Here is a 24,395-nt window from a genome sequence, read left to right as displayed (position 1 = left end):
AAAATCCTTGAGCGGACTATAGCCAGCAGGTTGTACTGCTTGATCCCTCTAAAGTGTGATTTGCAGCTGCCGGCCACTCTGGAACAGTCCTTTCGCCAGTCCGACACATGTCGGCACGGCAAGGATGGCTGAAAATTCGGATTTCACAAGCCAAGCGCTTGCTAGGGAGGTCTGGCGCGCCGTTTTCGGCGCGCCAGGGACGCTCAAAGCGTCGAAAGGAAGGTGCTGTTATTGCTCTGCCATTCAGTGATGTCGAGGCGGATGCGCTTCTTGTCGAGTTTGCCGACGCTGGTCTTGGGAATTTCCGTAACAACGGCAATCTGACTCGGGATCGCCCACTTGCTAAGGTGTCCCAATTCGACGAATGGCTTGAGGTGTTCCTTGAGCTCACGCGCCCCGATTTCGTGCCCTTCGCGGATCACCAGCAGGGCAAACGGGCGCTCGCCCCACTGCGGATCAGCGATGCCCACCACTGCTACTTCGCGTACCGCGACGTGCCGGCTGATCAGATCTTCGAGGTCCAGCGAGGAGATCCACTCGCCGCCGGTCTTGATCACGTCCTTGATGCGGTCGCGTATATCGATCACGCCCATACCGTCCAGCGTGGCGACGTCACCGGTGTGCAGCCAGCCGCCGGCCCACAGTTCGGCACCCTTCTGCGGCTCGTTGAAATATCCTTCGGTCAACCATGGCGCGCGCAGCACCAGCTCGCCCTGGGTTTCGCCGTCGGCGGGGAGGAAGTTGCCCTCGCTGTCGACAATCGCCGCTTCCACCAACGGTCCAGGCACGCCGGCCTTGATCCGATAAGTGGTGCGCTCGTCCTCGGTGCCGGCCATCAGTTCATCGTTCAAATGTGCGCAGGACACCAGCGGACCGGTTTCCGACATGCCATAGGCTGCCGTCAGTTGAATGCCTTTGCTCTTGGCGGCTTCATAAAGCGAGCGGTTCAGCGCACTGCCGCCGATGACGATTTTCCAGCCGCCGAAATCGGTAGTTTGCGCGCCCTTGGCGTTGAGCAGCATTTGCAGAATGGTCGGCACACAATGCGAGAACGTGACCTTCTCCTTGCGCCACAACTCGACGAGAAATTCCGGATCGTAACGCCCTGGATAGACCTGTTTGAGCCCGAGCATCGTCGCTACATACGGCAAGCCCCACGCGTGCACATGGAACATCGGCGTGATCGGCATGTACACATCGTTGGTGCCGAGCAGGCGCACGCTGTCGATGGAGCCCATGATCGTCGACACGCCCATGGTGTGCAGCACCAGCTGCCGATGGGTGAAGTACACGCCTTTCGGGTTGCCGGTGGTGCCAGTGGTGTAGAAAGTGGTCGCGACCGAGTTTTCGTCGAAATCCGCGAAATCATAGTGCGGGCTCGCTGCGGCCAGCAGTTGCTCGTACTCACCGACCAGATTCGGCAGATCGGCGGTTTTTTCCGGCAGATCGGTAAGTAGCAGGGTTTTCTCGACCGAAGTCAGGTGCGGCGCGATGGCCTGATACAGCCCGACGAATTCGCTGTTGACCAGTACGAAGCGGTCTTCGGCATGGTTCATGGTGTAAAGAATCTGTTCCGGCGACAGGCGCACGTTGATGGTGTGGATCACCGCGCCAATCATCGGAATCGCGAACATGCATTCCAAGTAGCGATGGCTGTCCCAGTCCATCACCGCCACGGTATCGCCAGCCTTGACCCCGGCCGCCGTCAGTACATTGGCCAGCCGCGCCACACGCTCGATCAGCGTCGGATAGCTGTAGCGCAACTGGTCGCGGTAGATGATCTCGCGGGTTTTCTCATAACGGGCGCCGGACATCAGCAGCCGTTTGATCAGCAATGGATACTGGTACGCCCCTTCGGCGGGCGGAATGACGCGAGTCTGCAACATAAGAATCCCTTTTCTGACTGCACGGTGTTGGCGTAAAGATTTGTAATGTAAAACCCTTACGCCACAACCAAATCAGCCAAAGGAATGATTTGCACAGCCGTACAAGTGCTAGCTTTGCGCCAGCATTTGCCCGGTTTCGTTACGCTTGAGTCAGATCAATGCATCTCGGTGAACGCGAGTTTCACGCCAATCGCAATCAGCACCAGGCCCATGGTGCGGTCAAACCAATGGCCCATGCGCGCGAAACCGGCACGCACGCGTTGTTGGCTGAACAACATTGCCACCAGGCAGAACCAGATCGCCGTGGCTACGGCCAGGTAGATTCCGTAACCGGCCTGCACGCTCAGCGGCGTGTGCGGGTTGATCACCACGGTGAACAGCGACAGGAAAAACAGCGTGGCTTTCGGATTCAAGCCGTTGGTCACGAAGCCTGAAGTGAATGCGCCACGCGCGGTGCGTTCGCCAACCTCTTTGTGCAAGTCGTCAGTCACGGCTTTCGCCGGTTGCGCGCGCAGAGCCTTGTAGCCGATGTACAGCAGATACGCGGCAGCGGCCCATTTCAAGGCGTTGAACAGCACAATCGATTGCGACACGATCAGGCCGATGCCGAGCAGCGAATAACCGACGTGCAGGAAAATCGCCGTGCCCACACCGAGCGCGGTCCAGGTGCCGGCGCGGCGACCGTGGGTCACGCTTTCGCGCACCACCACGGCAAAGTCCGGGCCCGGACTGGCGACGGCCAACAGGTGGATCAGTGCAACGGTCAAGAACTCGGTCCAGTACATGGGGGCTCCTTTCGGCCAAGCGTATCAATTTGTTTCATCTGGTAGGCTCGGCAGATTACGCCTTCCCTTCCCGGCACAACAGGTACAGTTGATGACGAACGCCCACCGCGCAGTATTCCTTGATCACCCGTCTCTGGACCTTGGCGACCTCGACCTGAGTCCGCTGCGCGAGTGTTTCAGCGAGCTGCAACTGTTCGCCCGGACTCTGCCCGAACAAGTCGCCGAACGCCTGCAGGGCGCCAGCGTGGCGATCACCAACAAAATCCAGATCGACGCTGCCGCGATGGCTGCCAACCCCGATCTGAAACTGATCCTGATCACCGCCACCGGCACCAATAACGTCGACCTCGCCGCCGCCCGCGCCCAAGGCATCACCGTGTGTAACTGCCAGGGTTACGGCACGCCGTCAGTGGCGCAACACACGATCATGCTGCTGCTCAACCTCGCCACGCGTCTGACTGACTATCAAAAAGCCGTTGGCGAGGGTCGCTGGCAGCAGGCGCAACAGTTCTGCCTGCTCGACTATCCAATCGTCGAACTGGAGGGCAAAACCCTCGGCATGCTCGGCCACGGTGAGCTCGGCGGTGCGGTCGCGCGGCTGGCTGAGGCATTCGGCATGCGCGTTTTGCTCGGGCAGATTCCGGGACGCCCGGCGCGCCCGGATCGCTTGCCACTGGATGAACTGCTGCCGCAGATCGACGCGCTGACCCTGCACTGCCCGCTCAACGACCATACCCGCAACTTCATCGGCGCCCGCGAGCTGGCCGCTATGAAACCCGGCGCGTTCGTGGTCAATACCGCCCGTGGCGGCCTGATCGACGAACAGGCGCTGGCCGATGCGCTACGCAATGGCCACCTCGGCGGCGCGGCCACCGATGTGCTGAGCGTCGAACCACCAACTCAGGGCAATCCGCTGCTGGCCGCCGACATTCCGCGCCTGATCATCACCCCGCACAACGCCTGGGGCAGCCGCGAAGCACGCCAGCGCATCGTCGGCCAACTGGTGGAAAACACTCAGGCATATTTCAGCGGTAAGGCGCTGCGGGTCGTCAGTTGATAGACTGCGGCACTTTTTTTTACAGGAGCAGTTATGGATCCGCGCAGTGAAGTACTGCTTCGTCAGCCCGAATTATTCCAGGGATCGTTATTGCTGGCCGGTTTGCCCGCCGATGATTTGCTTGGGCGCCTGCCGAATGCTTTCGGCTGGTGCTGGCACGCTGGCGATCAGGCCGCGCTCGACGCACGTTTCGAAAGTCGCAGCCATTTCGGTGTGAATGTCCCGGAGCGCGAGTTCGACAGCGTCGTGGTGTTTCTGCCCAAATCCAAGGATCTGACCGATTACATCCTCAATGCCGTGGCGGCTCGTCTGCCGGGTCGCGAAGTGTTTCTGGTCGGTGAAAAACGCAGCGGCATCGAAGGCGCGTCGAAACAGCTGAATCCGTTCGGCAAACCACGCAAGCTCGACAGCGCACGGCATTGCCAGTTGTGGCAGGTCACCGTGGCCAACGCGCCCGAAGCCAAATCGCTGGAAAGCCTCGCGCAGACTTACGAATTGCCGCTGGCCGAAGGCCCGTTGAAAGTCATCAGCCTGCCGGGCGTGTTCAGCCACGGCCGACTGGATCGCGGCAGCGCCCTGCTGCTGGAGCATCTGGACAAACTGCCGAGCGGTCATCTGCTGGACTTTGGGTGCGGCGCAGGCGTGTTGGGCGCTGCGGTGAAACGTCGCTATCCGCACAATCAGGTAACTTTGCTGGATGTCGATGCATTTGCCGCCGCCAGCAGTCGTCTGACTCTGGCTGCCAACGGTCTGGACGCGGAAGTGCTGACCGGTGATGGCATCGACGCCGCACCGATGGGTTTGAGCGCGATTCTGAGCAATCCGCCGTTCCATGTCGGCGTGCATACCGATTATTTCGCGACCGAGAACTTGTTGCGAAAAGCGGCCAAACATCTGAAAAACGGTGGCGAACTGCGCTTGGTTGCGAACAGTTTCCTGAAGTATCAGCCGTTGATCGAAGAGCATCTCGGCATCTGCGCAATCAAGGCCGAGGGCAACGGTTTTCGGATTTACCGGGCCAAGCGTGGCTGAAAATTAGCGCTTGCCGAATGGATTTTGCCTAGGCAGAATCCGCTCCGTCCTAGGGGAGTAGTCTCCCACGAGCGCCATGCTCGTCCGGCATACGTCAACATACTTGGTCCTCAGATCATGGCGTATGCGACCCAAGCGTCCGCACCAGACGGATCGCAGGGTTTGACAAGACCTATGACACGCACACCTTACCCGGGGCGGGAAGGCTGTACGTGTCATAGCCGTGTCGACCCGCCCCTTAGGAAAATCCTGATGCTGGACTCGTTACTCGTTCCCACCGCAATCGTTGCCTTGGCCGAAATCGGCGACAAGACGCAACTGCTCGCGCTGATTCTCGCCGCTCGCTTTCGCAAACCCTGGCCGATCATCGCCGGCATCGTCGCCGCGACCCTGGCCAACCACGCAGCAGCCGGTGCGGTAGGCGCCTGGTTCGGCAGTTTCTTCTCGAATGCGACGCTGCACTGGATCCTTGCCGCGAGCTTCGCCGCGACCGCACTGTGGACCCTGGTGCCGGACAAGATGGACGACGACGAAGCGAGCACCGCGCGCAAATTCGGGCCGTTCCTGACCACGTTGATCGCGTTTTTCCTCGCAGAGATGGGCGACAAAACCCAGGTCGCGACAGTAATGCTCGCCGCGCAATACCCGGATCTGTGGCTGGTAATCATCGGCACCACCGCCGGTATGTTGATTGCCAACGTTCCGGTGGTGCTGGCCGGTAACTTCGCTGCAGACAAACTGCCGCTGACCCTGATCCGTCGACTGGCTGCTTCGGCGTTCCTGATTCTGGCGATTGTTGCGGTGTACAAGGCGATGCAGAGCAGTGGTTGGGTTTAACCCCTCTGCCTGATCTGCCATAGCACTGTGGAGAGGGAGTTTCCTCCCTCTCCACAAGGGTCCTGTCTACTTCAGGATTTAGGCGCTTTCTCGTACAGCGGCATGACCTTCGGAATTGCCGCCTGCAACGAGGCGATGCGGCTGGTCGAGGCCGGGTGAGTGCTCATGAATTCCGGTGGCGAACCTTCCGAAGCCTTGCTCATCTTGTTCCACAGGGTGATCGCGGCATTCGGGTTGTAACCGGCACGAGCAGCCAGTTCGAGGCCGATCAGGTCAGCTTCGTTTTCGTTGGCCCGGCTGTTGGGCAGTGTCATGCCATAGTTGGCCACGGTATCGGCCAGCGCGAGGCTGTCCTGACCCAGACCAAACAACGCGCCAGCGCCCTGCTTGGCCATCTCCATCCCGTAAGCCTTGGACATCGCTTCCCGACCATGCTCGCGCAAGGCGTGGGCGATTTCATGGCCCATCACCGCGGCGATTTCATCGTCGGTGAGTTTCAGGCTGTCGATCAGCCCGGTGTAGAAAATGATCTTGCCGCCGGGACCGCAGTTGGCGTTGAGTTCATCGCTCTTGATCAGGTTGACTTCCCACTTCCACTGCGCCGCATCCGGACGGAAGTTCGGTGCCTGAGCGATCAAACGGTTGGCAATCGCCTGCACCCACTTGGCTTCGGCACTGGTCTTGTCCAGCACACCCTTGCTCGACGCCTCGCCCACGGTCTTCTGATAGGACTGGGCATACATCTGGTCGACCTCTTGCGAGGACAGCATGCTGAACATGTACTGCTTGCGCTCTACACCGACGGCTCCGCCGCTGGTGGTGTTGACCGACTGACAACCGGCCAGCAACAGCGCTGCGCTCAGTGCACTTACAACCAAAGTCTTGTTCATCAAAAAGCTCCCTGAAAACCTGTGGCGTATCGTAGGCGGGTAATTGTATCGGCGCCAGATACAACGGACGTGTTGCACAAACTTTCAGAAGACGCCCGCTGCCCTGTAGGAAAAAATTCATATCCAACCCAGACCGCGCGGCAACTGCGTCGCGTACGGATCCATTTGCGACATCCCCCGCCAATCCACTCATGGCCCAATCCGCGCGGCCGATACAACAGCGCAGACGTCCTCTTGCGTGCGGAGCTTCCATGAAATTCAAATCGATCCAGTTTTCCGTGGCCGCTCTGGCCGGCGCCATCGTACTTAGCGTAGTCGCCGCGCTGGTGTTGTATGCGCTGTTTTCCGGCGCGCGTACGCAAGACATGGTGCAGCAACGCACCCAGGCGCAGTTCGAGCAAGTCATCGAACAACGGTTGACCTCGCTGGCGCAGACTCAGGTCAGCCAGATCCAGCGCGAACTCGAAGCGCCGCTGCTGATTGCCGGCGGGCTGGTGCGGGTCAACGCGCTGCTCGGCACATCCGGCGCCGACGGCAAACCAGCGTTGAGCCTGAGCCGCGAGCAACTGATCGAGTTGATCAAGGAAAACGTCGCGAAGAATCCGAAGATTCTCGGCACCTACATTGGCTGGGAAAAAAACGCACTCGACCGCAATGATGCATCCTACGTCGGCACCAGCGTGGCCGGGATCGATTCGGCCACCGGGCGCTTCCTGCCGTGGTGGTTTCGCAATGACGACGGCACCCTTGGCCTGGATAAACTCGCCGACGTCGATGACCAGAAAGTCCTGTCCACCGGCGTACGCGCCAGCGAGTACTACCTGTGCTCGAAAGAAAGTAAAAAATCCTGTGTGATCGATCCGGCGCCCTACAAGGTCGGCGACAAAATCGTCATGCTCGCCTCGTTTATCGAACCGATCATGCTCAACGGCGCGTTCCAGGGCATCGTCGGCGCCGACCTGTCGGTGAACTTCATTCAGGACATGCTGCTCGGCGCCAACCAGAAACTCTACAGCGGTGCCGGGCAAATGGCCCTGGTCGGCGGCAATGGCCGGATCGTCGCGTACACCAAGGATTCGAGCAAATTCGGCGAAAAGGTCAGCGATATTCTCGACGCGCAGCAGATCGCCCACATGGCCAATCTCAAGCGCGGCGAGGTTACCTACAGCGTCGATAAACAGCAGAACCGCATCGAGCTGTACCTGCCTTTCGGCATCGGCCAGACCGACGCGCGCTGGACGCTGATGCTGCAATTGCCGCTGGACGCGGTAATGGCTGATCTGCAAAAACTTCAGGCCGACCTCGACGCCCAGCGCAAGTCCGACACCTTCGGCATGGCCATGGTCGGGCTGCTCATCGCTGGCCTCGGCTTGCTGGTGATCTGGCTGGTCGGCCACGGCATCGCGCGGCCACTCAAGCAAATGGTCAGCATGCTCGATGACATCGCGCAGGGCGAAGGCGATCTGACCCGCCGCCTGAGCAGCGATCGCAGCGACGAACTCGGCTCGATCGCCAAAGGCTTCAATACTTTCCTCGCCAAGTTGCAGGCGATGATCACCCAGGTCGTGACCTCGGTGCAGAGCGTCAGCGACTCGTCGGAGCACACCGCCGACATCGCCATCCGCACCAACATCGGCGTGCAGAAGCAACTGGCCGAGATTGATCAGGTCGCCACCGCCGTACAGGAAATGACCGCCACCGCGCAGGACGTGGCACGCAACGCGACCCAAGCCGCGCAAGCCGCCAGCCACGCGGATCAGGCCGCCAGCCAAGGCATGCAAATCGTCCGCGACACGTCGAATTCGATTGGCGTGCTGGCGATTGAAATCAGCAAGGCTGTCGGCGTGGTGCAAACGCTGGCCAAGGACAGCGAGAACATCAACGCGATCCTCACCGCCATTCGCGGGATTGCCGAACAGACCAATCTGCTCGCGCTCAACGCAGCCATCGAAGCGGCACGCGCCGGTGAACAGGGTCGAGGTTTTGCCGTGGTAGCCGACGAGGTGCGCAATCTGGCACAGAAAACGCAGAAGGCCACTGAAGAAATTCAAAGCATGATCCAGCAACTGCAACAGGGCACGCGCGATGTGGTGCGGGTCATGGAAGACAGCCAGAACCGTACTGATGAAAGCGTGCAGCACGCGGCGAAAGCGGCCGAGGCGCTGGAGACGATTACTCAGGCGGTGTCGGTGATCAATGACATGAACACGCAGATTGCCAGCGCTGCCGAAGAGCAGAGCGCAGTGGCGGATGACATCAATCGCAATGTGATCAATATCGGCCAAGTGGCGAATGAAGTGGCGGGCGGGGCGGATGAATCGAGTTCGGCGAGTGCTGATCTGACCAAGTTGGCGGAGCAGCAGCGGCGGTTGATCAATCAGTTCAAGGTCTGAAGAGCGAAGAGCCCCTCACCCTAGCCCTCTCCCGGGGGGAGAGGGGACTGATTGGGGGATCTTTGAGGAATACGCCGACCTGACCGCTCGGCAGTGAATCCATAGTCGACTGGTTATTTCAGGTCGATGTATGACGCAAGACACATCGGTCAGTCCCCTCTCCCTCTGGGAGAGGGCTAGGGTGAGGGGCTCTTGATCCAAGGCTCTCAGCCCGGAGTCAAACACTCCGGCCCATTGAGCTTCGGATCATTCACCAGATTCGCCAACGCCCGCTCGCGCAGCACAGCCGGCTCACTCGCCAGCAACCCCTGTAACACATGCAGCGGCGTCGCCGGATCGAGCCACGCCGCCTGCCCCGCCTCATCCAGAATCAACGGCCGGCGCTGACTCGCCGCTGGCTGGGTGATGACCGCGGTACTCAGCCAGACCTGCTCCTGCACCGGATACGCCTCCCAGATCGCCGCAAAAAACAGCGAAGCGCCCTCGCCCGGTGTCAGCCAGAACGGGCGCTTGCGCGTAGTCCCGCGCCATTCGTAAAAACCGTTGGCCGGCAGCAGACAACGGCGCAAGCGCAGCGCTTCACGGAACATCGGTTGTTCAGCAACGGTTTCCGCCCGGGCATGCGCCGGGGTACGCGACAGATCGGTCAGCCACGGCGGCGTCAGCCCCCAGCGCGCGCGGGCCAGCGAGCGCTGGCCATCCGCTTCGGCACGCAGCATCAGCACCGAATCGTTGGGGGAAATGTTCCACTGCGCCAGTTGATCGGCGGGAAAACCTGGCAGGGCCGCGAAGTCGCGGTTCCAGCGAAACAGGGCATAACGTCCACACATGGGGCAACACGACTCAGAAGTAAAACGAACGCCAGCCTAACAGACCAGCGTGCCGGGGAAGCTTTCCGGTTCATCGCCGGGCAGCGGCAGCGCGGCATTGTACGCGCTGATCAGCTCGCGGGCGTATTCAGCCTGATCGTTGTCGACCGACAGCCCGAGCAGGCCGAAGATCGGCAGCTCACCAGTGCCGCCAAGCAGGTCGCGCCCGATCAGATGCGCCTCAATGCCTTCGCTGGCGAGCATGCCCTTGAGCATTTCGCCTTCCATCAGGTTTTCCGGCTCGTAGATTCGCTGCATCGGCGCACCTCACTCGTTCTCGCTGAAGACTTCCAGATGCCACTCGTCTTCGTGAACCTGCAATACGAATTTGATCGGCCGGCAACACACCTGACAGTCTTCGATATAGGTCTGATCGCCCCCGGACCGGTCCACCGTCGTCTCGACCTCTTCCCCACAATAAGGACATTCATATTCTGCGGTTTCCAGCATCGCGGTCTCCCAAGTGACTTGTGCGTATAATCGCCGGTCTATTTGCAGGGCTATTTTTGTCTGGCTGTTTTTTCAGACCGTGCCCCGTTGGTTTTCGAACAAAACCTTTACTTACCCTAGCCGTTTCCAACAAGAGAGCATGATGGGCGAATTCGATGCCATCCGACCTTACGACGACAGCGAAGTACCTGTGGTACTGGCAAGACTGCTCGGCGACAAGGCGTTTCTAGATATCCTCACCCACTTCCGCTTCCCGCGTTTTGCCGGTGCTTTCGGCTGGATGCTCAAACCACTTATAGCCCATCGGCTGCGTCGTGAGTTCGCCGACGTGACCTCGGTGGCGTCTTTACAGGACAAGGTCGAGGCTTACGTCGACCACACCATCGAGCGTGCCACCGACGGCGTGACCTATACCGGGGTCGAGCAATTCAAGTCCGGCAGCGCCTATCTGTTCATCGCCAACCACCGCGACATCGTGATGGACCCGGCCTTCGTCAACTACGCGGTGTACCACGCCGGCCTGCCGACGCCGCGCATCGCCATTGGCGACAACCTGCTGCAAAAGCCGTTTGTCAGCGATCTGATGCGTTTGAACAAGAGCTTCATCGTGCATCGCTCGATCACCGGCCGCCGCGAGAAGATGGCCGCTTATCAACTGCTGTCCGCCTACATCAACCACTCGATCCGCAACGATTGCGCGTCGATCTGGATCGCGCAGGCCGAAGGTCGGGCCAAGGACGGCGACGACCGCACCGAGTCGGCGATTCTCAAGATGTTCCACATGAGCCGCAAGGACGAGCCGTTCGGCGAGGTCATCAAGTCGCTCAACGTGACTCCCGTGTCGATCAGCTACGAATACGACCCGTGCGACCAGGCCAAGGCCCGCGAGCTGTACATCCGCGCCACCACCGGCACCTACGCGAAAGCACCGGGCGAGGATGACGCGAGCATCGCCAAGGGCATCACCGGCTACAAGGGCCGGGTGCACGTGAACTTCGCCGCGCCGATCAGCGAGTTGTTCGAAGACACCAAGCAATTGGCGGTCGAGATGGACAAGCAGATTCTTGGCGGCTACCGCTTGTTCCCGGTGCATTACCTGGCGTACGCGCAGTGGGCTGATGCCGATCCGCAGTTGAAAGTGCCGGAGGCGGCCGAGGTCTTCGGCGTCGATGAGTTGGCCAAGGCCGAGGAAGAATGGCAAGACCGCTTGAACGCATGCCCTGAGGAGCATCGCCCGTATCTGGTGCTGCAATATGCGACGCCGGTGCGGAATCAGTACCGGGTCAAGGCTGGGTTACCGCTGTAAGCGCGCTATCCGCATATAAAAACGGCGCCTTCGGGCGCCGTTTTTATTGCCTGAAAATATCAGAAGCGCGTGCTGACCCACGAAATGACCAGCGCCAGGCCGAGGCAGGCAAAGCCGAAACGGTAGAAAAAGCGGTTCATGCGCAGGGTCGCCCAATCGAGGATCGGCTCCTGATTCGGCGAACTCTGACGCTGGGCCGCAATGTTGGCCTGCGCGCGTTGCTCGCGGCGACGGGTTGCGTGCAGCAGCCAACTGCCGGGGAACGCCAGCAGCAGCGCCAGCAGGTTGATCAATTTGGCGGGATGGGCGGTAAACAGCGTCGTCAAATGCAGCGACATCACAGACCTCAAACTAAACCGGTACGGCGAACGCCAGAGGACGACCGCGCGCCGGAGTCTACCGGAACCCTCCCCGCCAGCCCCAGCCTTTGCGACAAATTACCTGCCAATCGACCGATGGCTGTCCTGTGTCACGCCAGCGTCATGTGGCTAGTCCACCCTGCGCGCCTCGAAACATAAACGGATTGCCACATGTTGCACGCGGAAAACCAGGATCGGCTGTACCTCATCTCCCCCTCCGACGAACAGCAGACGCTAGTCGGCAGTCTGGCCTTCAATGTTCAGGATCGGCATTGGCTGGTGTATTGCGCGCTGGGCGGGCATCAGCATGCGGATTTGCCGGAGACGGATTTGCTGACCGGCGTCAGCGTTCTCGACTTCTACTCACAAGCTGCTTGACCCCTGTAGCTGCCGCAGGCTGCGATCTTTTGATTTTGATTATTAAAAACAAGATCAAAAGATCGCAGCCTTCGGCAGCTCCTACAGGGAATGCGTTGGGTCTGGTTACATGAAAAAGCCCGGGGCCATTGCTGGCACCGGGCTTTTTTGTGTCTGGCGAAAGTCTTACTCGCCAAGCACCTGACCCACAGTCGGATCCTTGAACAACCGCGTCAGCGCATCGCTCAACACATCACTCACCAACTTGGTGTTGGTTTCCTGATTCGGCGCCATGCCGAAGCGCTGATCCAGCGAAGCACCGTAACGGCCACTGTAGCGACGGTTGGCGTTCTGTACGTCGGAGCGGAAGGTCGCGCCGATGGTCGCTTCGGTCACGTACATGCCTTCTTTCGGCGACTGGTACTTCAGCTCGGTCAGGGTCACGGTCAACTGCGGCGCGTTCAGCGCGTTGTTGCTCGGGGTGAAGCCGAGCAGACGCACGGCGGCTTCAGCCTGGGCCTGCAATTTCGGCAGGATCTGGTCTTTCTGCACGGTGATGGCGCTGGTCTCAGGGTACAGACCGCCACGGGTGCCGAGGGTTGGCGACGGACGACCATCGACCACGCGTACGACGACTGGCTGGCCACGGCCAACGGCGGCGAGCTGAGTGGTCAGCTTCGGTTCCGGGCTCAGTTGTTGCGGGCTGTGGGCGCAGCCAACCAGGGTCAAACTGGTCACAGTGATCAAACCGAACAACAGGCGTTGCAACATGCTTTTTTCTCCAGAATCAGGCACAAACAGGCCGGCAGTATAGCGGTGGGCCACTGCGGGTAACCAGCGCCGCACAGTGAATACTGAAATGTCTGACAAACCCCGGCGAAAGCGGTTCCTGTCACGCATTCGTCACGGCCCATACATGTTGACGTCACGGCTCGCGGGCAACCTTGTCCTCAGTCCCCCAACAAGGAACTCAGCCATGCGTTATCTGATCTCGTTGTTCGCCCCGCGTCCGTTGCACCGCAGCTTCGCCCTGCTCGACCACAACGGCCATTGCCAGGCCTTCAAGCAGTGCAGCCTGCAGCCAATGGGCGATGGTTGGGTCGAAATCGATGAAATCCGCCTCAACTGGCTGCACCAGCCACTGCCCGCCAGCGCCCGCGTCGCACAGCACCGACCACGCGCACGCGCCCACGCAATGTTGAGCATCTGACCAGATACCTAATAAAAGTCATTAAACCCGACCAACTCCGCGCATTTCTTCGATACAATCTCCCCCCGATTATAAGGACGTCTCCTGATCGGGCCCCGCAACAGCGTCAATGCGCATGCATTGGCATCCAAATCGCCCACAGAGAGCCGCCCACACAGATCGAGTGAAGCTGGCGTGCTTGCTGTTTATCCGGCAAAAAACCCGCTTTTCGCGAATCTGCAGAGCTGTCATGACGCTCGGCCACTGAGTTGTTTTGCCCCCACGGGCACGGTGCCAGGCCTGGACAGCCCTTTTTTGAGGTTCACGTCTTCAAAAGAGCGTGAAAAAAACGGGTTTTCACAACTTCACAAGAGTGTGGCGAGCAAATGAATAGTTTTGCGTCTGAACATGCACCATTAGCGTCTGAAACAGCCCAACGACACAGGAACGGGTACGCCTCGAATACCGGAGCCTGAAGCCTGTCCGCTACGGATTTGGTTGCACAAACGGATGTCTCGACCATAAGTCGAATTGCCAGCCGCGTGCTGAAATGAGTTCATGCAACTCTTGAAGCCCGGACGCATGCATCCGCTGAAGTTGCAAAAAATTGCGAAGATTCGGACATGGCAATCCTGACCAAAGATTCCTGGGGCGCAACTGACCTGCCCCGGAACGCCTGGCAGCCATGCCGACAATTTGGTGCTGCAGATTTTGGAGACGCGTTAAATGGCGCATAACGAAGCAGTCGACGTAGTTCTGGTTGGGGCCGGCATCATGAGTGCCACCCTGGCAGTACTGCTCAAAGAGCTCGACCCGGCGATCAAGCTGGAAGTTGTCGAGCTGATGGATTCCGGTGCGGCGGAGAGTTCCAACCCGTGGAACAACGCCGGTACCGGCCACGCCGGCCTGTGCGAGCTGAATTACACGCCGCAGGCTGCCGACGGCAGTGTCGACATCAAGAAAGCCGTGCACATCAACACCCAGTTCGAGGTGTCGAAGCAGTTCTGGTCGTACCTGACCAAGAAAGGCACCTTCGGCTCGTGCAAATCGTTCATCAGCCCGGTGCCACACTTGAGCTTCGTGCAGGGCGACAGCGGCGTATCCTTCCTCAAATCGCGCTTCGATGTGCTGAGCAAGCACCACGCGTTCTCCGACATGGAGTACACCGAAGACAAGGCGAAAATGGCCGAGTGGATGCCGCTGATGATGCCGGGCCGTGCGAGCGATGAAGTGCTCGCCGCGACCCGCGTGATGAACGGCACCGACGTCAACTTCGGCGCGCTGACCAATCAGTTGCTCAAGCACTTGAGCAGCGCTCCCGATACCCAAATCAAATACTGCAAGCGCGTGACCGGCCTCAAGCGTAATGGCAGCGGCTGGACCGTCAGCATCAAAGACGTCAACAGCGGCAACAGCCGTGAAGTCGACGCCAAGTTCGTCTTCCTCGGCGCGGGTGGCGCGGCTTTGCCGTTGCTGCAAGCCTCAGGCATCGAAGAGAGCAAAGGCTTCGGCGGCTTCCCGATCAGCGGCCAGTGGCTGCGTTGCGACAACCCGGAAGTGGTCAAACACCACCAGGCCAAGGTTTACAGCCAGGCTGCCGTGGGTTCGCCACCGATGTCGGTGCCGCACTTGGACACCCGTGTGGTCGATGGCAAGAAATCCCTGCTGTTCGGGCCATACGCCGGTTTCACCACCAAGTTCCTCAAGCACGGATCCTTCATGGACCTGCCGCTGTCGGTTCGCGCCGGCAACATCGGCCCGATGCTCGCCGTGGCGAAAAACAACATGGACCTGACCAAATACCTGGTCAGCGAAGTCATGCAATCGATGGAACAGCGCCTGGATTCCCTGCGCCGTTTCTACCCGGAGGCGAAAGCCGAAGACTGGCGCCTGGAAGTGGCCGGCCAACGGGTGCAGATCATCAAGAAAGACCCGAAAAAGGGCGGCATCCTGCAATTCGGTACCGAACTGGTCGCGGCCAAGGACGGTTCCCTCGCCGCCCTGCTCGGCGCTTCGCCGGGTGCGTCGGTGACCGTTTCGATCATGCTCGAGCTGATCGAGAAATGCTTCCCGACCAAGGCGTCCGGTGAATGGGCAGCGAAACTGGCAGAAATCTTCCCGGCCCGGGAAAAGGTTCTGGAAACCGACGCAGCGCTGTATCGCAAGATCAATGCGCACAACAACGTCGCGCTGGAGCTGGTTGAAGCCAGTAACGAGACCGAAAGCTACGCTTGATTCGGCCGCACAAAAAACGCCCCGTACTCATTGAGTGCGGGGCGTTTTTTTTGGTCTTCTAAAAAGCAAAAGATCGCAGCCTTCGGCAGCTCCTACAGGGTGAACACCAATCCCCTGTAGGAGCTGCCGAAGGCTGCGATCTTTTGATCTTGTCCTTTGACCTTAACCGCGCGCCTTGTCGATCAGTTCGATGTATTCCGCGGCATTACGCTGATCACGGATCTGATCAACGAAGGTCTGGCCCTGCTCGTCTTTGCCGTCAACGTCGTAACCCGCCTCGACGAAGAACGTCAGAAAGCGCTCGAAGTCATCGATGCGCAGGCCACGGTAGGCCTTGACCAGTTTGTGCAGCGACGGCGAGGTGGCGTCGACCGGTTCAAAATCGAGGAACAGCTTGATCTGCTCATCGCCGATCTCGTCACCAATCACTTGCTTCTTATCTTTACGCATTGCCGACTCCAGCTCGCAGACATTTCACGGGGCAGGCAGTTTACCCCCGTGCGCCTGCATCGCTCAACGCAGGCGTCACCGGGGCGATCTCGCAGTCAGTCGCGATGGCGGGATTACATGCCTTTGACGGCAAAAATCCCGTTGGCATTGCGCCAGTAGCCCTTGTAGTCCATGCCGTAACCGAAGATGTAACGGTCGATGCATGGCAGGCCAACGAAATCGGCTTTCAGGTCAGGACGCGCCTTGCGGTCGTGGTCCTTGTCGATCAGCACGGCGGTGTGCACTTTGCGCGCGCCGGCGTGTTTGCAGAAGTCGATGATCGCGCCGAGGGTGTGACCTTCGTCGAGGATGTCATCGATGATCAGCACGTCGCGGTCAATGAACGAGACTTCAGGTTTGGCTTTCCAGAACAGATCGCCGCCGCTGGTTTCGTTGCGATAACGGGTGGCGTGCAGGTAGGACGCTTCCAGCGGGAAGTGCAGATGGGTCAGCAGCTTGCCGGAGAAAATCAGCCCGCCGTTCATCACGCAGAACACTACCGGGTTGCTCTCGGCCAGTGTTTCGTTGATTTGTGCACCGACGCGGGCAATGGCGGCCTCGACTTCAGACTCGGTGTACAGGCAGTCAGCCTCTCGCATGATTTGACGGATATGCTCGAGATCAGCGGACATGGCGCTCTCCAGGGGTGGTTGGCAAGGGGTGAAGTCGCGAAAAGCGGGCAAAGGTACGCATCAAGGGCGGCTGAATCAAGCCTTTATGGACTAACGTACTCTATGTCCTATAGGACATCACCCTCGGATAGATTAATCTAGGCCGGTTTTTTTGCCCGCCGCCGGAGCCTTTCCCCATGTCCATCCAAGAGATCCGCCATCCGCTGATCCGTCACAAACTTGGCCTTATGCGCCGTGCAGACATCAGCACCAAGAATTTCCGTGAGCTCGCTCAGGAAGTCGGTGCGCTGTTGACCTATGAAGCTACTAAAGATTTGCCGCTGGAAACCTACGATATCGAAGGCTGGTGCGGCACCGTGTCGGTCGAGAAAATCGCCGGCAAGAAGATCACCGTCGTGCCGATTCTGCGTGCCGGTATCGGCATGCTCGAAGGCGTGCTCAGCCTGATCCCGGGCGCCAAAGTCAGCGCCGTGGGCGTGGCCCGCAATGAAGAAACGCTGCAGGCCCACACCTATCTGGAAAAACTGGTTCCAGAGATCGACGAACGTCTGGCAATGATCATCGACCCGATGCTCGCCACCGGCAGCTCGATGGTTGCGACCATCGACCTGCTGAAAAAGGCTGGCTGCAAGGAAATCCGCGCGATGGTGCTGGTTGCCGCGCCGGAAGGCATTGCTGCTGTCGAGAAGGCGCACCCGGACGTGAAAATCTACACCGCGTCCATCGACGAGAAGTTGAACGAGCACGGCTACATCATCCCTGGGCTTGGCGATGCCGGTGACAAGATTTTCGGCACCAAGCAGAAGGACGCGTAAGCATGCAACAAGAGTTCAACGATCCGCTCTGGCGTACGGTGCTGTCCGGCGCGCAGATGCTGTTCGTGGCTTTCGGCGCTTTGGTGCTGATGCCGCTGATCACGGGCCTGGACCCGAACGTGGCACTGTTTACCGCAGGTCTGGGCACGATTCTGTTCCAGATCGTCACCGGGCGTCAGGTGCCGGTGTTCCTTGCGTCGAGCTTCGCCTTCATCACGCCGATCATTCTCGCCAAGGGCCAGTTCGGCCTCGCGGCGACCATGGGCGGCGTGATGGCGGCCGGTTTCGTCTACACCTTCCTCGGCCTGGCCGTAAAGATCAAAGGCACCGGTTTCATTGACCGTCTGCTGCCGCCGGTAGTCATCGGCCCGGTGATCATCTCGATCGGTCTGGCCATGGCACCGATTGCCGCGAACATGGCGATGGGCAAGGCTGGCGACGGTTCCGAGCTGATTCCTTACCAGACCGCAATGCTGATTTCGATGCCGGCGCTGCTGACCACGCTGATCGTAGCGGTGTTCGGCAAAGGCATTTTCCGTCTGGTGCCGATCATCTCCGGCGTGCTGGTCGGGTTTGGCATGGCGTTCTATTTCGGTGTGGTTGATACCGCGAAGATTGCCGCTGCACCGTGGTTTGCGATCCCGCATTTCACCGCGCCGGAGTTCAACTGGCAGGCGATTCTGTTCATCGTCCCGGTGGCGCTGGCTCCGGCCATCGAACACATCGGCGGCGTGATTGCCGTCGGTAGCGTGACCGGTCGCGATTATCTGAAGAAGCCAGGCCTGCACCGCACTTTGCTGGGCGACGGTATTGCTACAACGGCAGCCGGTCTGTTCGGCGGCCCGCCCAACACGACCTACGCGGAAGTGACGGGCGCGGTGATGCTGACCAAGAACTACAACCCGAAAATCATGACCTGGGCGGCGATCTTCGCCATCAGCCTGGCGTTCGTCGGCAAGTTCGGCGCACTGCTGCAAAGCATCCCGGTGCCGGTGATGGGCGGGATTCTGTGCCTGTTGTTCGGCTCGATTGCGGCGGTGGGCATGAACACTCTGATCCGCCACAAGATTGATCTGGGTGAAGCGCGCAATCTGGTGATTGTTTCGGTGACGTTGGTGTTCGGGATTGGCGGTGTGCTGGTAGGCACCGGTACTGGGCCAGACGACTTCGGCCTCAAAGGCATCGCGCTGTGCGCGGTGGTGGCGATTGCGCTGAATCTGCTGCTGCCGGGCAATGACAGCTGGAAGCACAAGAAGGCCGATGAGCCGCTGCTCTAGAGATCGGCTCATACCCTGTGGCGAGGGAGCTTGCTCCCGCTCGGCTGCGCAGCAGTCGTAAATCCGGTAGATGCGATTTTCCTGTGATAACGCATTAGCAGATTTTGGGGCCGCTTCGCAGCCCAGCGGGAGCAAGCTCCCTCGCCACAATTTGTTTTACGCTGAAGTTTCCAGATTGTTTTAGAGGGCCAGCGGCGCTCGTTCGCACAGGGTCGCCAACGCCTTCGCCCATTGCCGGTCGTCGTTCAAGCACGGCACCAGCAGCAACTCCTCGCCCCCGGCTTCGCGGAACTGCTCTTTACCGCGATCACCAATCTCCTCCAGCGTTTCGATGCAGTCGGCAACAAACGCCGGGCACATCACCAGAATCTTCTTCACGCCACTTTTCGCCAACTCATCCAGCCGCGCTTCGGTGTACGGTTCGATCCACTTCGCCCGACCCAGTCGCGATTGAAATGACACCGACCATTTGCCGTCCGCCAGCCCCATGCGCTCGGCGAACAACGCGGCCGTGCGCAGACACTGCGCGCGATAACAGGTGGCCAACACCGCCGGCGAAGCGTTCTTGCAGCAATCTTCATTCTTGAAGCAATGCTGCCCGGTCGGATCAAGCTTGGTCAGATGCCGCTCCGGCAAACCGTGAAAACTCAGCAACAGGTGATCGTAATCCTGCTGCAAATGCGGCTTGGCGCTGGCGACCAATGCGTCGAGGTATTCCGGCTGATCGTAGAACGGCTGCAAAATCGACAGCTGCACATCGAGTTTTTTCTCGCGCAGCACGCGCTTCGCCTCTTCGATCACCGTGGTCGTGGTGCTGTCGGCGAACTGTGGATAAAGCGGTGCGAGGGTGATTTTCTTGTGTCCCGCCGCGACCAGTTGCAGCAGGCGCGTTTCAATCGACGGCTCGCCGTAACGCATCGCCAGCTCCACCGGGCCGTGCTTCCACTGCGCCTTCGTCTGCTCTTGCAAGCGACGGCTGAGCACCACCAGTGGCGACCCCTCCTCCCACCAGATCGAGGCGTAGGCATGCGCCGACTGCTCGGGGCGCTTGATCAGAATCAGCGATACCAGCAACCGTCGCACCGGCCATGGCAGGTCGATGACATACGGGTCCATCAGAAACTGATTGAGGTAGCTGCGCACATCGGCCACCGAGGTGGAGGCCGGCGAACCCAGGTTGACCAGTAGCAAGGCGTGATCGGTCATGCAACGTCCTATTTCAGAGGCGGCTGGAGAGGTCGTCCAGAGCCGCGCGTAATTCCGTGAAGCGGAAGCGGAATCCGGCTTCCAGCAAACGTGCCGGCAAGGCCTTTTGACCGCCGAGCAACAACAAAGACATTTCACCGAGGCCGACCTTCAGGGCCAGGGCCGGCATCGGCATGAACGCCGGGCGGTGCAGCACGCTACCCAGCGTCTTGGCAAATTCGCGATTGCGCACAGGTGTCGGCGCGCACGCATTATAAGGACCGCTCGCCTGATCGCGGTGCAGAAGAAAATCAATCAAGGCGATTTGATCATCGATATGAATCCACGGCATCCACTGCCGCCCGTTACCCAAAGGCCCGCCCAGCGCCAGTTTGAACGGCAATAGCAACCGCGACAAAAAGCCGCCCTCGGCCGACAACACCAGACCGGTTCTCACGAGCACCACGCGCATGCCCAAGGCCTCGGCACGCTGGGCGGTTTCCTCCCAGGCGATGCACAACTGGCTGGCGAAGTCGTCGATCACTGGCGGCGATTCTTCGGTCAACTCGCGCTCGCCGCCGTCCCCGTACCAGCCAATTGCCGAGCCGGAGATCAGTAGCGGCGGTTTCTGCTCGCGCGTTTCCAGCCACGCTATCAATGATTCCGTCAGCGTGATGCGACTGCTCCACAACAACGCCTTGCGCCGATGCGTCCAGGGCCGGTCGGCAATCGGTGCGCCTGCGAGATTGACGATCGCATCCAGCGGCTCTTCGCCGAGATCTTGCAGACGCGCAATTCCACGGACCTGCGTGCCGCAGATTTTTGCGACTTTTTCCGGACGCCGACTCCACACTGTCAGGCGATGGCCCTGCTCCAGCCAGTATCGGCAGAGCTGACGTCCGATCAATCCAGTACCGCCGGTCAGCAATATGTGCATGGCTTGTTCCTCGCGTGGCGTTTTCCGTCGATCCCTAGTCTATTTTTATAAGCAGGGATCTTTTCTGTCGGGCAGGCTCTATTGTTTAACCATAGGCCAAGCTGTCAGAACGAGAATGCTGGAAGTTATACCAAAAAACAAAATTGTACAGGTTTCATCCACGGCGTAGTCTGTACAGAGAAAGGTAAACGAGGCCCCTATGACTGTACCTATCGCAATCATCGGCACCGGCATCGCCGGACTCTCCGCCGCCCAGGCGCTGACTGACGCCGGGCACATCGTGCAGCTGTTCGACAAAAGTCGTGGCAGCGGCGGACGCATGGCGAGCAAGCGCAGTGACGCTGGCTCGCTCGACATGGGCGCGCAGTACTTCACTGCGCGCGACCGGCGCTTCGTCACCGAAGTGCAGCGCTGGCAAAGTCAGGGCTGGGTCGCCGAGTGGACTCCGCAGCTCTACACCTGTCAGGGCGGGCAACTGAATTTGTCGCCGGACGAGCAGACGCGCTGGGTCGGTTCACCGCGCATGAGTGCCATCACCCGTGGCTTGCTTGAGGGCCTGGAAGTGCACTTCGCTTGCCGGATCACCGAAGTCTATCGCGGCGAACAACACTGGCATCTGCAAGACGCCGAAGGTTTCACACACGGCCCGTTCAGCCACGTTGTGATTGCAACGCCAGCCCCACAGGCTACCGCTTTACTGGCCGCCGCACCGAAACTTGCCGGGGCCGCCGCCGGGGTGAAAATGGAGCCGACCTGGGCGGTCGCCCTCGCCTTCGATACTCCGCTGGATACGCCGATTGAAGGCTGCTTCGTGCAGGACAGCCCGCTCGACTGGCTGGCGCGCAACCGCAGTAAACCCGGGCGCGACCACACCCTCGACACTTGGGTGCTGCACGCTACCAGCGCCTGGAGTCGGCAACACATCGACCTGTCCAAGGAAGCGGTGATCGAGCAATTGCACGGCGCATTCGCCGAACTGCTGCACAGCGCCATGCCCGCGCCGAGCTTCAGCCTCGCCCATCGCTGGCTCTACGCCCGCCCGGCGATCAGCCATGAATGGGGCACCCTGGCCGATGCCGATCTGGGCTTGTACGCCTGCGGCGACTGGTGCTTGTCTGGTCGCGTCGAAGGTGCGTGGCTGAGTGGCCAGGAAGCCGCGCGACGCTTGCATGAGCATTTGCAGTGAATCAGATCAATCCGCGTAAATTGCTGCTGTCGAAATGGACAGCAGCCCTCCCGCAAAACCGCGAAAAACATTTTCTGGTGACCGAGTTGTTCCGGGATGAGGAAGGCACGGTACTGGAGATTGAGTTGCAGGCGGTGCTGACCAAGCGCAGTGAACGCTTCGAATGGCAAGTGCTGCAGGATATTTCCCGGTGGAAAATGGGTTGGCTGTAAAATCCTCCGCAAAACTTGTACAAATGATTTGACTTGTACAGCCTTGAATCTATGCTGAAGGAATGTTGTACAGCGCGCACGCTCTGTACAGGTTCAGATTCGAGGTGCCCCGATGTCCGAGCAAACAGCCAAACCGAAAATCGCCATCAGCGCCTGCCTGATGGGCGCCGAAGTGCGCTTCAACGGCGGGCACAAGGAATCGCGGCTGTGCTCACGCACGCTGACTGAATATTTCGATTTCGCCCCGGTGTGCCCGGAAGTAGCCATTGGCTTGGGCACGCCCCGTGAGCCAATCCGGCTGATTGGTGACCCGCAGAATCCGCAGGCGGTTGGCACTGTCGATCGAGAAATCAACGTCACCCAACCGCTCGCCGACTACGGCCAGAAGATGGCTGCCGAGTTGAACGACATCTGCGGCTACATCTTCATGCAGCAATCGCCATCGTGCGGACTGGAGCGGGTCAAGGTCTACCACACCAACGGTGCGCCGGTGAATGGCGGCGGACGCGGCATCTACGCTCAGGCGTTCTGCGCGCAGCATCCCGACCTGCCGGTGGAAGAAGCCGGGCGCCTCAACGATCCCGTGCTGCGCGAAAACTTCATCACCCGCGTCGTCGCCTACAGCGACTGGCAGCAGGTGCTGATGCAGGGCCTGACGCGCCGCGCGCTGATCGAATTCCACTCGCGCTATAAATACCTGCTGATGGCCAACAACCCGCTGCAATACAAAGCGCTGGGCAAGTTGCTCGGCAACATGGCGCTGAGCGATCCGCAAGAACTCGGCCCGCGCTACTTCAGCGAACTGATGGCGGCATTGAAAAAATGCGCCACGCGCGGCACTCACAGCAATGTCTTGCAGCACATCAGCGGCTACCTGAAACAGGCGATCAGCGCCGAAGACAAAGAAGAAGTGCAGCACGTGATTGGCCAGTACCGCCTCGGCATCGTGCCGCTGGTGGTGCCGCTGACGCTGCTCAAACATCACTTTCGCCAACACCCGGATCCGTACATCGCGCAACAGGTCTACCTGCAACCGCACCCGGAAAACCTCAGCCTGCGAAACGCCATTTAATGAACGTGAAACCCGACACCAGCGCCAGCGAAGACCTCGGCGCCGACTTCAAGAAAGCCCTCGACGAGGGCTGGCTGCCGATCCGTGAAGTCGCGCGGCAGACCGGCGTCAACGCCGTGACCCTGCGCGCCTGGGAGCGCCGTTATGGCCTGATCGTGCCGCAGCGCACGCCCAAGGGCCACCGCTTGTATTCGGCCGAACATGTGCAGCGCATTCAGGCGATTCTCACCTGGCTCAACCGCGGTGTGGCGGTGAGTCTGGTCAAGCCATTGCTCGACACTCCGCAAGCCGTCAGCGAACCGCTGGAAAACGACTGGCAGCCGCTGCGCCAGACTGCACTGGTCGCGGTCACCCAGCTCAACGAACGCGGCCTCGATGACAGCATCAATCAGGCGATGGCGCTGTATCCACCGCGCACTTTGTGCGAGCAGCTTTTGCTGCCATTGCTGGCCGAGCTCGAACAGCGCTGGCAAGGCCAGTTCGGCGGGCGCATGGAGCAAGTGTTTTTTTATTCCTGGCTGCGCAGCAAGTTCGGCGCACGCATCTACCATAACAACCGTCAGTTGCGTTCCGCGCCGCTGCTGTTGATCAATCATTCAGACCTGCCGCTGGAGCCGCAACTGTGGCTGACGGCGTGGCTGATCAGCAGCGCCGACTGCCCGGTGCAAGTGTTCGACTGGCCATTGCCGGCCGGCGAACTGGCATTGGCCACCGATCACCTGCAAGCCCGTGGCGTACTGCTGTATTCCAGCAAAGCCATGAATCTGGCGCAATTGCCGAAACTATTCAACGGCGTCAGTTGCCCAAAAATCATTGCCGGACCAACGGTGAGCATCCACCACGCCGAGTTGTCCGCCAGAACTTCCGAGATCGCTGATTTGTACCTCGCCGAGGATCCTCTGTCGGCGCATCAGGTGCTGGTTCAGCGTGAGCTGATTTGATGAA

The 24,395-nt window shown here is 59.9% G+C and carries 26 protein-coding genes, 1 pseudogene and 1 riboswitch; of the genes and pseudogenes, 15 read left to right on the top strand and 12 right to left on the bottom strand.

Annotation, left to right across the window (positions count from 1 at the left end; genetic code table 11):
• Window positions 1-203 precede the first annotated feature (203 nt).
• Both ACP7EE_RS09870 and ACP7EE_RS09865 read right to left on the bottom strand, forming a co-directional pair.
• Window positions 204-1,886 carry a fatty acid--CoA ligase gene (locus ACP7EE_RS09870; RefSeq protein ID WP_426205761.1) on the bottom strand — a complete coding sequence of 561 codons (1,683 nt, stop codon included), beginning with the start codon at window positions 1,884-1,886 and terminating at the stop codon, window positions 204-206.
• A gap of 155 nt (window positions 1,887-2,041) precedes the next feature.
• The gene (locus ACP7EE_RS09865; protein WP_426234381.1) at window positions 2,042-2,671 is read right to left on the bottom strand and encodes a LysE family translocator; all 630 of its coding nucleotides are present in this window, start codon (window positions 2,669-2,671) and stop codon (window positions 2,042-2,044) included.
• 91 nt (window positions 2,672-2,762) lie between these two features.
• On the opposite strand from ACP7EE_RS09865, the gene ACP7EE_RS09860 reads away from it, so the two are divergent.
• The 3 genes from ACP7EE_RS09860 (at window position 2,763) to ACP7EE_RS09850 (ending at window position 5,597) form a co-directional block, all read left to right on the top strand.
• The gene (locus ACP7EE_RS09860) at window positions 2,763-3,728 is read left to right on the top strand and encodes a 2-hydroxyacid dehydrogenase (RefSeq protein ID WP_426234380.1); all 966 of its coding nucleotides are present in this window, start codon (window positions 2,763-2,765) and stop codon (window positions 3,726-3,728) included.
• A 33-nt stretch (window positions 3,729-3,761) separates the two neighbouring features.
• Window positions 3,762-4,760: a methyltransferase gene (locus ACP7EE_RS09855; RefSeq protein ID WP_426234379.1), complete on the top strand. Its 999-nt coding sequence runs from the start codon at window positions 3,762-3,764 to the stop codon at window positions 4,758-4,760.
• Window positions 4,761-4,799: 39 nt separating this feature from the next.
• Window positions 4,800-4,924: riboswitch (yybP-ykoY riboswitch) on the top strand.
• Window positions 4,925-5,012: 88 nt separating this feature from the next.
• On the top strand, window positions 5,013-5,597 hold the full coding sequence (locus tag ACP7EE_RS09850; protein WP_420650767.1) for a TMEM165/GDT1 family protein: 585 nt from the start codon (window positions 5,013-5,015) through the stop codon (window positions 5,595-5,597).
• Between the two features lie 71 nt (window positions 5,598-5,668).
• Here the strand turns inward: ACP7EE_RS09850 and ACP7EE_RS09845 are convergent, their stop codons facing one another.
• A complete protein-coding gene (locus ACP7EE_RS09845; protein ID WP_426234378.1) occupies window positions 5,669-6,487 on the bottom strand; it encodes a M48 family metallopeptidase in 819 nt (272 codons plus the stop codon).
• A 191-nt stretch (window positions 6,488-6,678) separates the two neighbouring features.
• Here ACP7EE_RS09845 and ACP7EE_RS09840 point away from each other — a divergent pair.
• Together ACP7EE_RS09840 and ACP7EE_RS09835 are read left to right on the top strand one after the other, a co-directional pair.
• Window positions 6,679-8,025, top strand: a pseudogene (locus tag ACP7EE_RS09840) (HAMP domain-containing protein); the annotation flags it as partial.
• Between the two features lie 12 nt (window positions 8,026-8,037).
• Window positions 8,038-8,880 carry a methyl-accepting chemotaxis protein gene (locus ACP7EE_RS09835; protein WP_426205812.1) on the top strand — a complete coding sequence of 281 codons (843 nt, stop codon included), beginning with the start codon at window positions 8,038-8,040 and terminating at the stop codon, window positions 8,878-8,880.
• A 206-nt stretch (window positions 8,881-9,086) separates the two neighbouring features.
• On the opposite strand, the gene ACP7EE_RS09830 is transcribed toward ACP7EE_RS09835, so the two are convergent.
• Genes ACP7EE_RS09830 through ACP7EE_RS09820 form a run of 3 tightly spaced genes read right to left on the bottom strand, consistent with a single transcriptional unit; the run spans window position 9,087 to window position 10,199 of the window.
• A complete protein-coding gene (locus ACP7EE_RS09830) occupies window positions 9,087-9,710 on the bottom strand; it encodes an SOS response-associated peptidase (RefSeq protein WP_426234377.1) in 624 nt (207 codons plus the stop codon).
• Between the two features lie 36 nt (window positions 9,711-9,746).
• The gene (locus ACP7EE_RS09825; protein WP_426234376.1) at window positions 9,747-10,007 is read right to left on the bottom strand and encodes a putative signal transducing protein; all 261 of its coding nucleotides are present in this window, start codon (window positions 10,005-10,007) and stop codon (window positions 9,747-9,749) included.
• Window positions 10,008-10,016: 9 nt separating this feature from the next.
• A complete protein-coding gene (locus ACP7EE_RS09820) occupies window positions 10,017-10,199 on the bottom strand; it encodes a CPXCG motif-containing cysteine-rich protein (protein ID WP_420650770.1) in 183 nt (60 codons plus the stop codon).
• Window positions 10,200-10,341: 142 nt separating this feature from the next.
• Between ACP7EE_RS09820 and ACP7EE_RS09815 the strand changes: the two genes are divergently transcribed.
• Window positions 10,342-11,505 (top strand): 1-acyl-sn-glycerol-3-phosphate acyltransferase, encoded by a 1,164-nt coding sequence (locus ACP7EE_RS09815; protein ID WP_426234375.1) that lies wholly within the window; start codon window positions 10,342-10,344, stop codon window positions 11,503-11,505.
• A 59-nt stretch (window positions 11,506-11,564) separates the two neighbouring features.
• On the opposite strand, the gene ACP7EE_RS09810 is transcribed toward ACP7EE_RS09815, so the two are convergent.
• Window positions 11,565-11,843: a hypothetical protein gene (locus ACP7EE_RS09810; protein ID WP_426234374.1), complete on the bottom strand. Its 279-nt coding sequence runs from the start codon at window positions 11,841-11,843 to the stop codon at window positions 11,565-11,567.
• A gap of 192 nt (window positions 11,844-12,035) precedes the next feature.
• On the opposite strand from ACP7EE_RS09810, the gene ACP7EE_RS09805 reads away from it, so the two are divergent.
• Window positions 12,036-12,242, top strand: a complete 207-nt coding sequence (locus ACP7EE_RS09805; protein ID WP_039766399.1) for a hypothetical protein — start codon at window positions 12,036-12,038, stop codon at window positions 12,240-12,242.
• Between the two features lie 165 nt (window positions 12,243-12,407).
• On the opposite strand, the gene ACP7EE_RS09800 is transcribed toward ACP7EE_RS09805, so the two are convergent.
• Window positions 12,408-12,992, bottom strand: a complete 585-nt coding sequence (locus tag ACP7EE_RS09800) for a YajG family lipoprotein (protein ID WP_420650773.1) — start codon at window positions 12,990-12,992, stop codon at window positions 12,408-12,410.
• A 205-nt stretch (window positions 12,993-13,197) separates the two neighbouring features.
• Between ACP7EE_RS09800 and ACP7EE_RS09795 the strand changes: the two genes are divergently transcribed.
• Window positions 13,198-13,431, top strand: a complete 234-nt coding sequence (locus tag ACP7EE_RS09795; protein WP_426234373.1) for a hypothetical protein — start codon at window positions 13,198-13,200, stop codon at window positions 13,429-13,431.
• A 705-nt stretch (window positions 13,432-14,136) separates the two neighbouring features.
• Window positions 14,137-15,645: a malate dehydrogenase (quinone) gene (mqo, locus tag ACP7EE_RS09790; protein WP_426234372.1), complete on the top strand. Its 1,509-nt coding sequence runs from the start codon at window positions 14,137-14,139 to the stop codon at window positions 15,643-15,645.
• 162 nt (window positions 15,646-15,807) lie between these two features.
• Here mqo and ACP7EE_RS09785 read toward each other — a convergent pair whose 3' ends face one another.
• The gene (locus ACP7EE_RS09785; protein WP_420650776.1) at window positions 15,808-16,095 is read right to left on the bottom strand and encodes a PA4642 family protein; all 288 of its coding nucleotides are present in this window, start codon (window positions 16,093-16,095) and stop codon (window positions 15,808-15,810) included.
• A 113-nt stretch (window positions 16,096-16,208) separates the two neighbouring features.
• Window positions 16,209-16,766 carry a hypoxanthine-guanine phosphoribosyltransferase gene (locus tag ACP7EE_RS09780; protein ID WP_402813776.1) on the bottom strand — a complete coding sequence of 186 codons (558 nt, stop codon included), beginning with the start codon at window positions 16,764-16,766 and terminating at the stop codon, window positions 16,209-16,211.
• Between the two features lie 176 nt (window positions 16,767-16,942).
• On the opposite strand from ACP7EE_RS09780, the gene upp reads away from it, so the two are divergent.
• Both upp and ACP7EE_RS09770 read left to right on the top strand, forming a co-directional pair.
• Window positions 16,943-17,581 carry a uracil phosphoribosyltransferase gene (upp, locus tag ACP7EE_RS09775; RefSeq protein WP_420650778.1) on the top strand — a complete coding sequence of 213 codons (639 nt, stop codon included), beginning with the start codon at window positions 16,943-16,945 and terminating at the stop codon, window positions 17,579-17,581.
• Window positions 17,582-17,583: 2 nt separating this feature from the next.
• The gene (locus ACP7EE_RS09770) at window positions 17,584-18,858 is read left to right on the top strand and encodes a uracil-xanthine permease family protein (RefSeq protein ID WP_420650779.1); all 1,275 of its coding nucleotides are present in this window, start codon (window positions 17,584-17,586) and stop codon (window positions 18,856-18,858) included.
• Window positions 18,859-19,038: 180 nt separating this feature from the next.
• Here ACP7EE_RS09770 and hemH read toward each other — a convergent pair whose 3' ends face one another.
• Together hemH and ACP7EE_RS09760 are read right to left on the bottom strand one after the other, a co-directional pair.
• Window positions 19,039-20,064 (bottom strand): ferrochelatase, encoded by a 1,026-nt coding sequence (hemH, locus tag ACP7EE_RS09765; RefSeq protein WP_426234371.1) that lies wholly within the window; start codon window positions 20,062-20,064, stop codon window positions 19,039-19,041.
• Window positions 20,065-20,077: 13 nt separating this feature from the next.
• Window positions 20,078-20,980 (bottom strand): TIGR01777 family oxidoreductase, encoded by a 903-nt coding sequence (locus ACP7EE_RS09760; protein ID WP_426234370.1) that lies wholly within the window; start codon window positions 20,978-20,980, stop codon window positions 20,078-20,080.
• Between the two features lie 199 nt (window positions 20,981-21,179).
• Between ACP7EE_RS09760 and ACP7EE_RS09755 the strand changes: the two genes are divergently transcribed.
• The 4 genes from ACP7EE_RS09755 to ACP7EE_RS09740 all read left to right on the top strand — a co-directional run bounded on the left by ACP7EE_RS09755 (window position 21,180) and on the right by ACP7EE_RS09740 (window position 24,391).
• Complete coding sequence (locus tag ACP7EE_RS09755) at window positions 21,180-22,166, top strand: NAD(P)/FAD-dependent oxidoreductase (RefSeq protein WP_426205749.1); 987 nt, start codon at window positions 21,180-21,182, stop codon at window positions 22,164-22,166.
• On the top strand, window positions 22,163-22,378 hold the full coding sequence (locus ACP7EE_RS09750) for a TIGR02450 family Trp-rich protein (protein WP_426205748.1): 216 nt from the start codon (window positions 22,163-22,165) through the stop codon (window positions 22,376-22,378). The genes ACP7EE_RS09755 and ACP7EE_RS09750 overlap by 4 nt, the downstream gene beginning before the upstream one ends.
• 112 nt (window positions 22,379-22,490) lie before the next feature.
• The gene (locus ACP7EE_RS09745; protein WP_426234369.1) at window positions 22,491-23,450 is read left to right on the top strand and encodes a YbgA family protein; all 960 of its coding nucleotides are present in this window, start codon (window positions 22,491-22,493) and stop codon (window positions 23,448-23,450) included.
• A complete protein-coding gene (locus ACP7EE_RS09740) occupies window positions 23,450-24,391 on the top strand; it encodes a MerR family transcriptional regulator (RefSeq protein WP_426234368.1) in 942 nt (313 codons plus the stop codon). Before ACP7EE_RS09745 ends, ACP7EE_RS09740 begins: the two co-directional genes overlap by 1 nt.
• Window positions 24,392-24,395 lie beyond the last annotated feature (4 nt).

This window comes from Pseudomonas sp. TWP3-2, from assembly GCF_049897765.1.
Classification (GTDB): Bacteria; Pseudomonadota; Gammaproteobacteria; order Pseudomonadales; family Pseudomonadaceae; genus Aquipseudomonas.
Note: the sequence above shows the minus strand (reverse complement) of the source record. Positions and strands in the feature narration are given on the sequence as shown.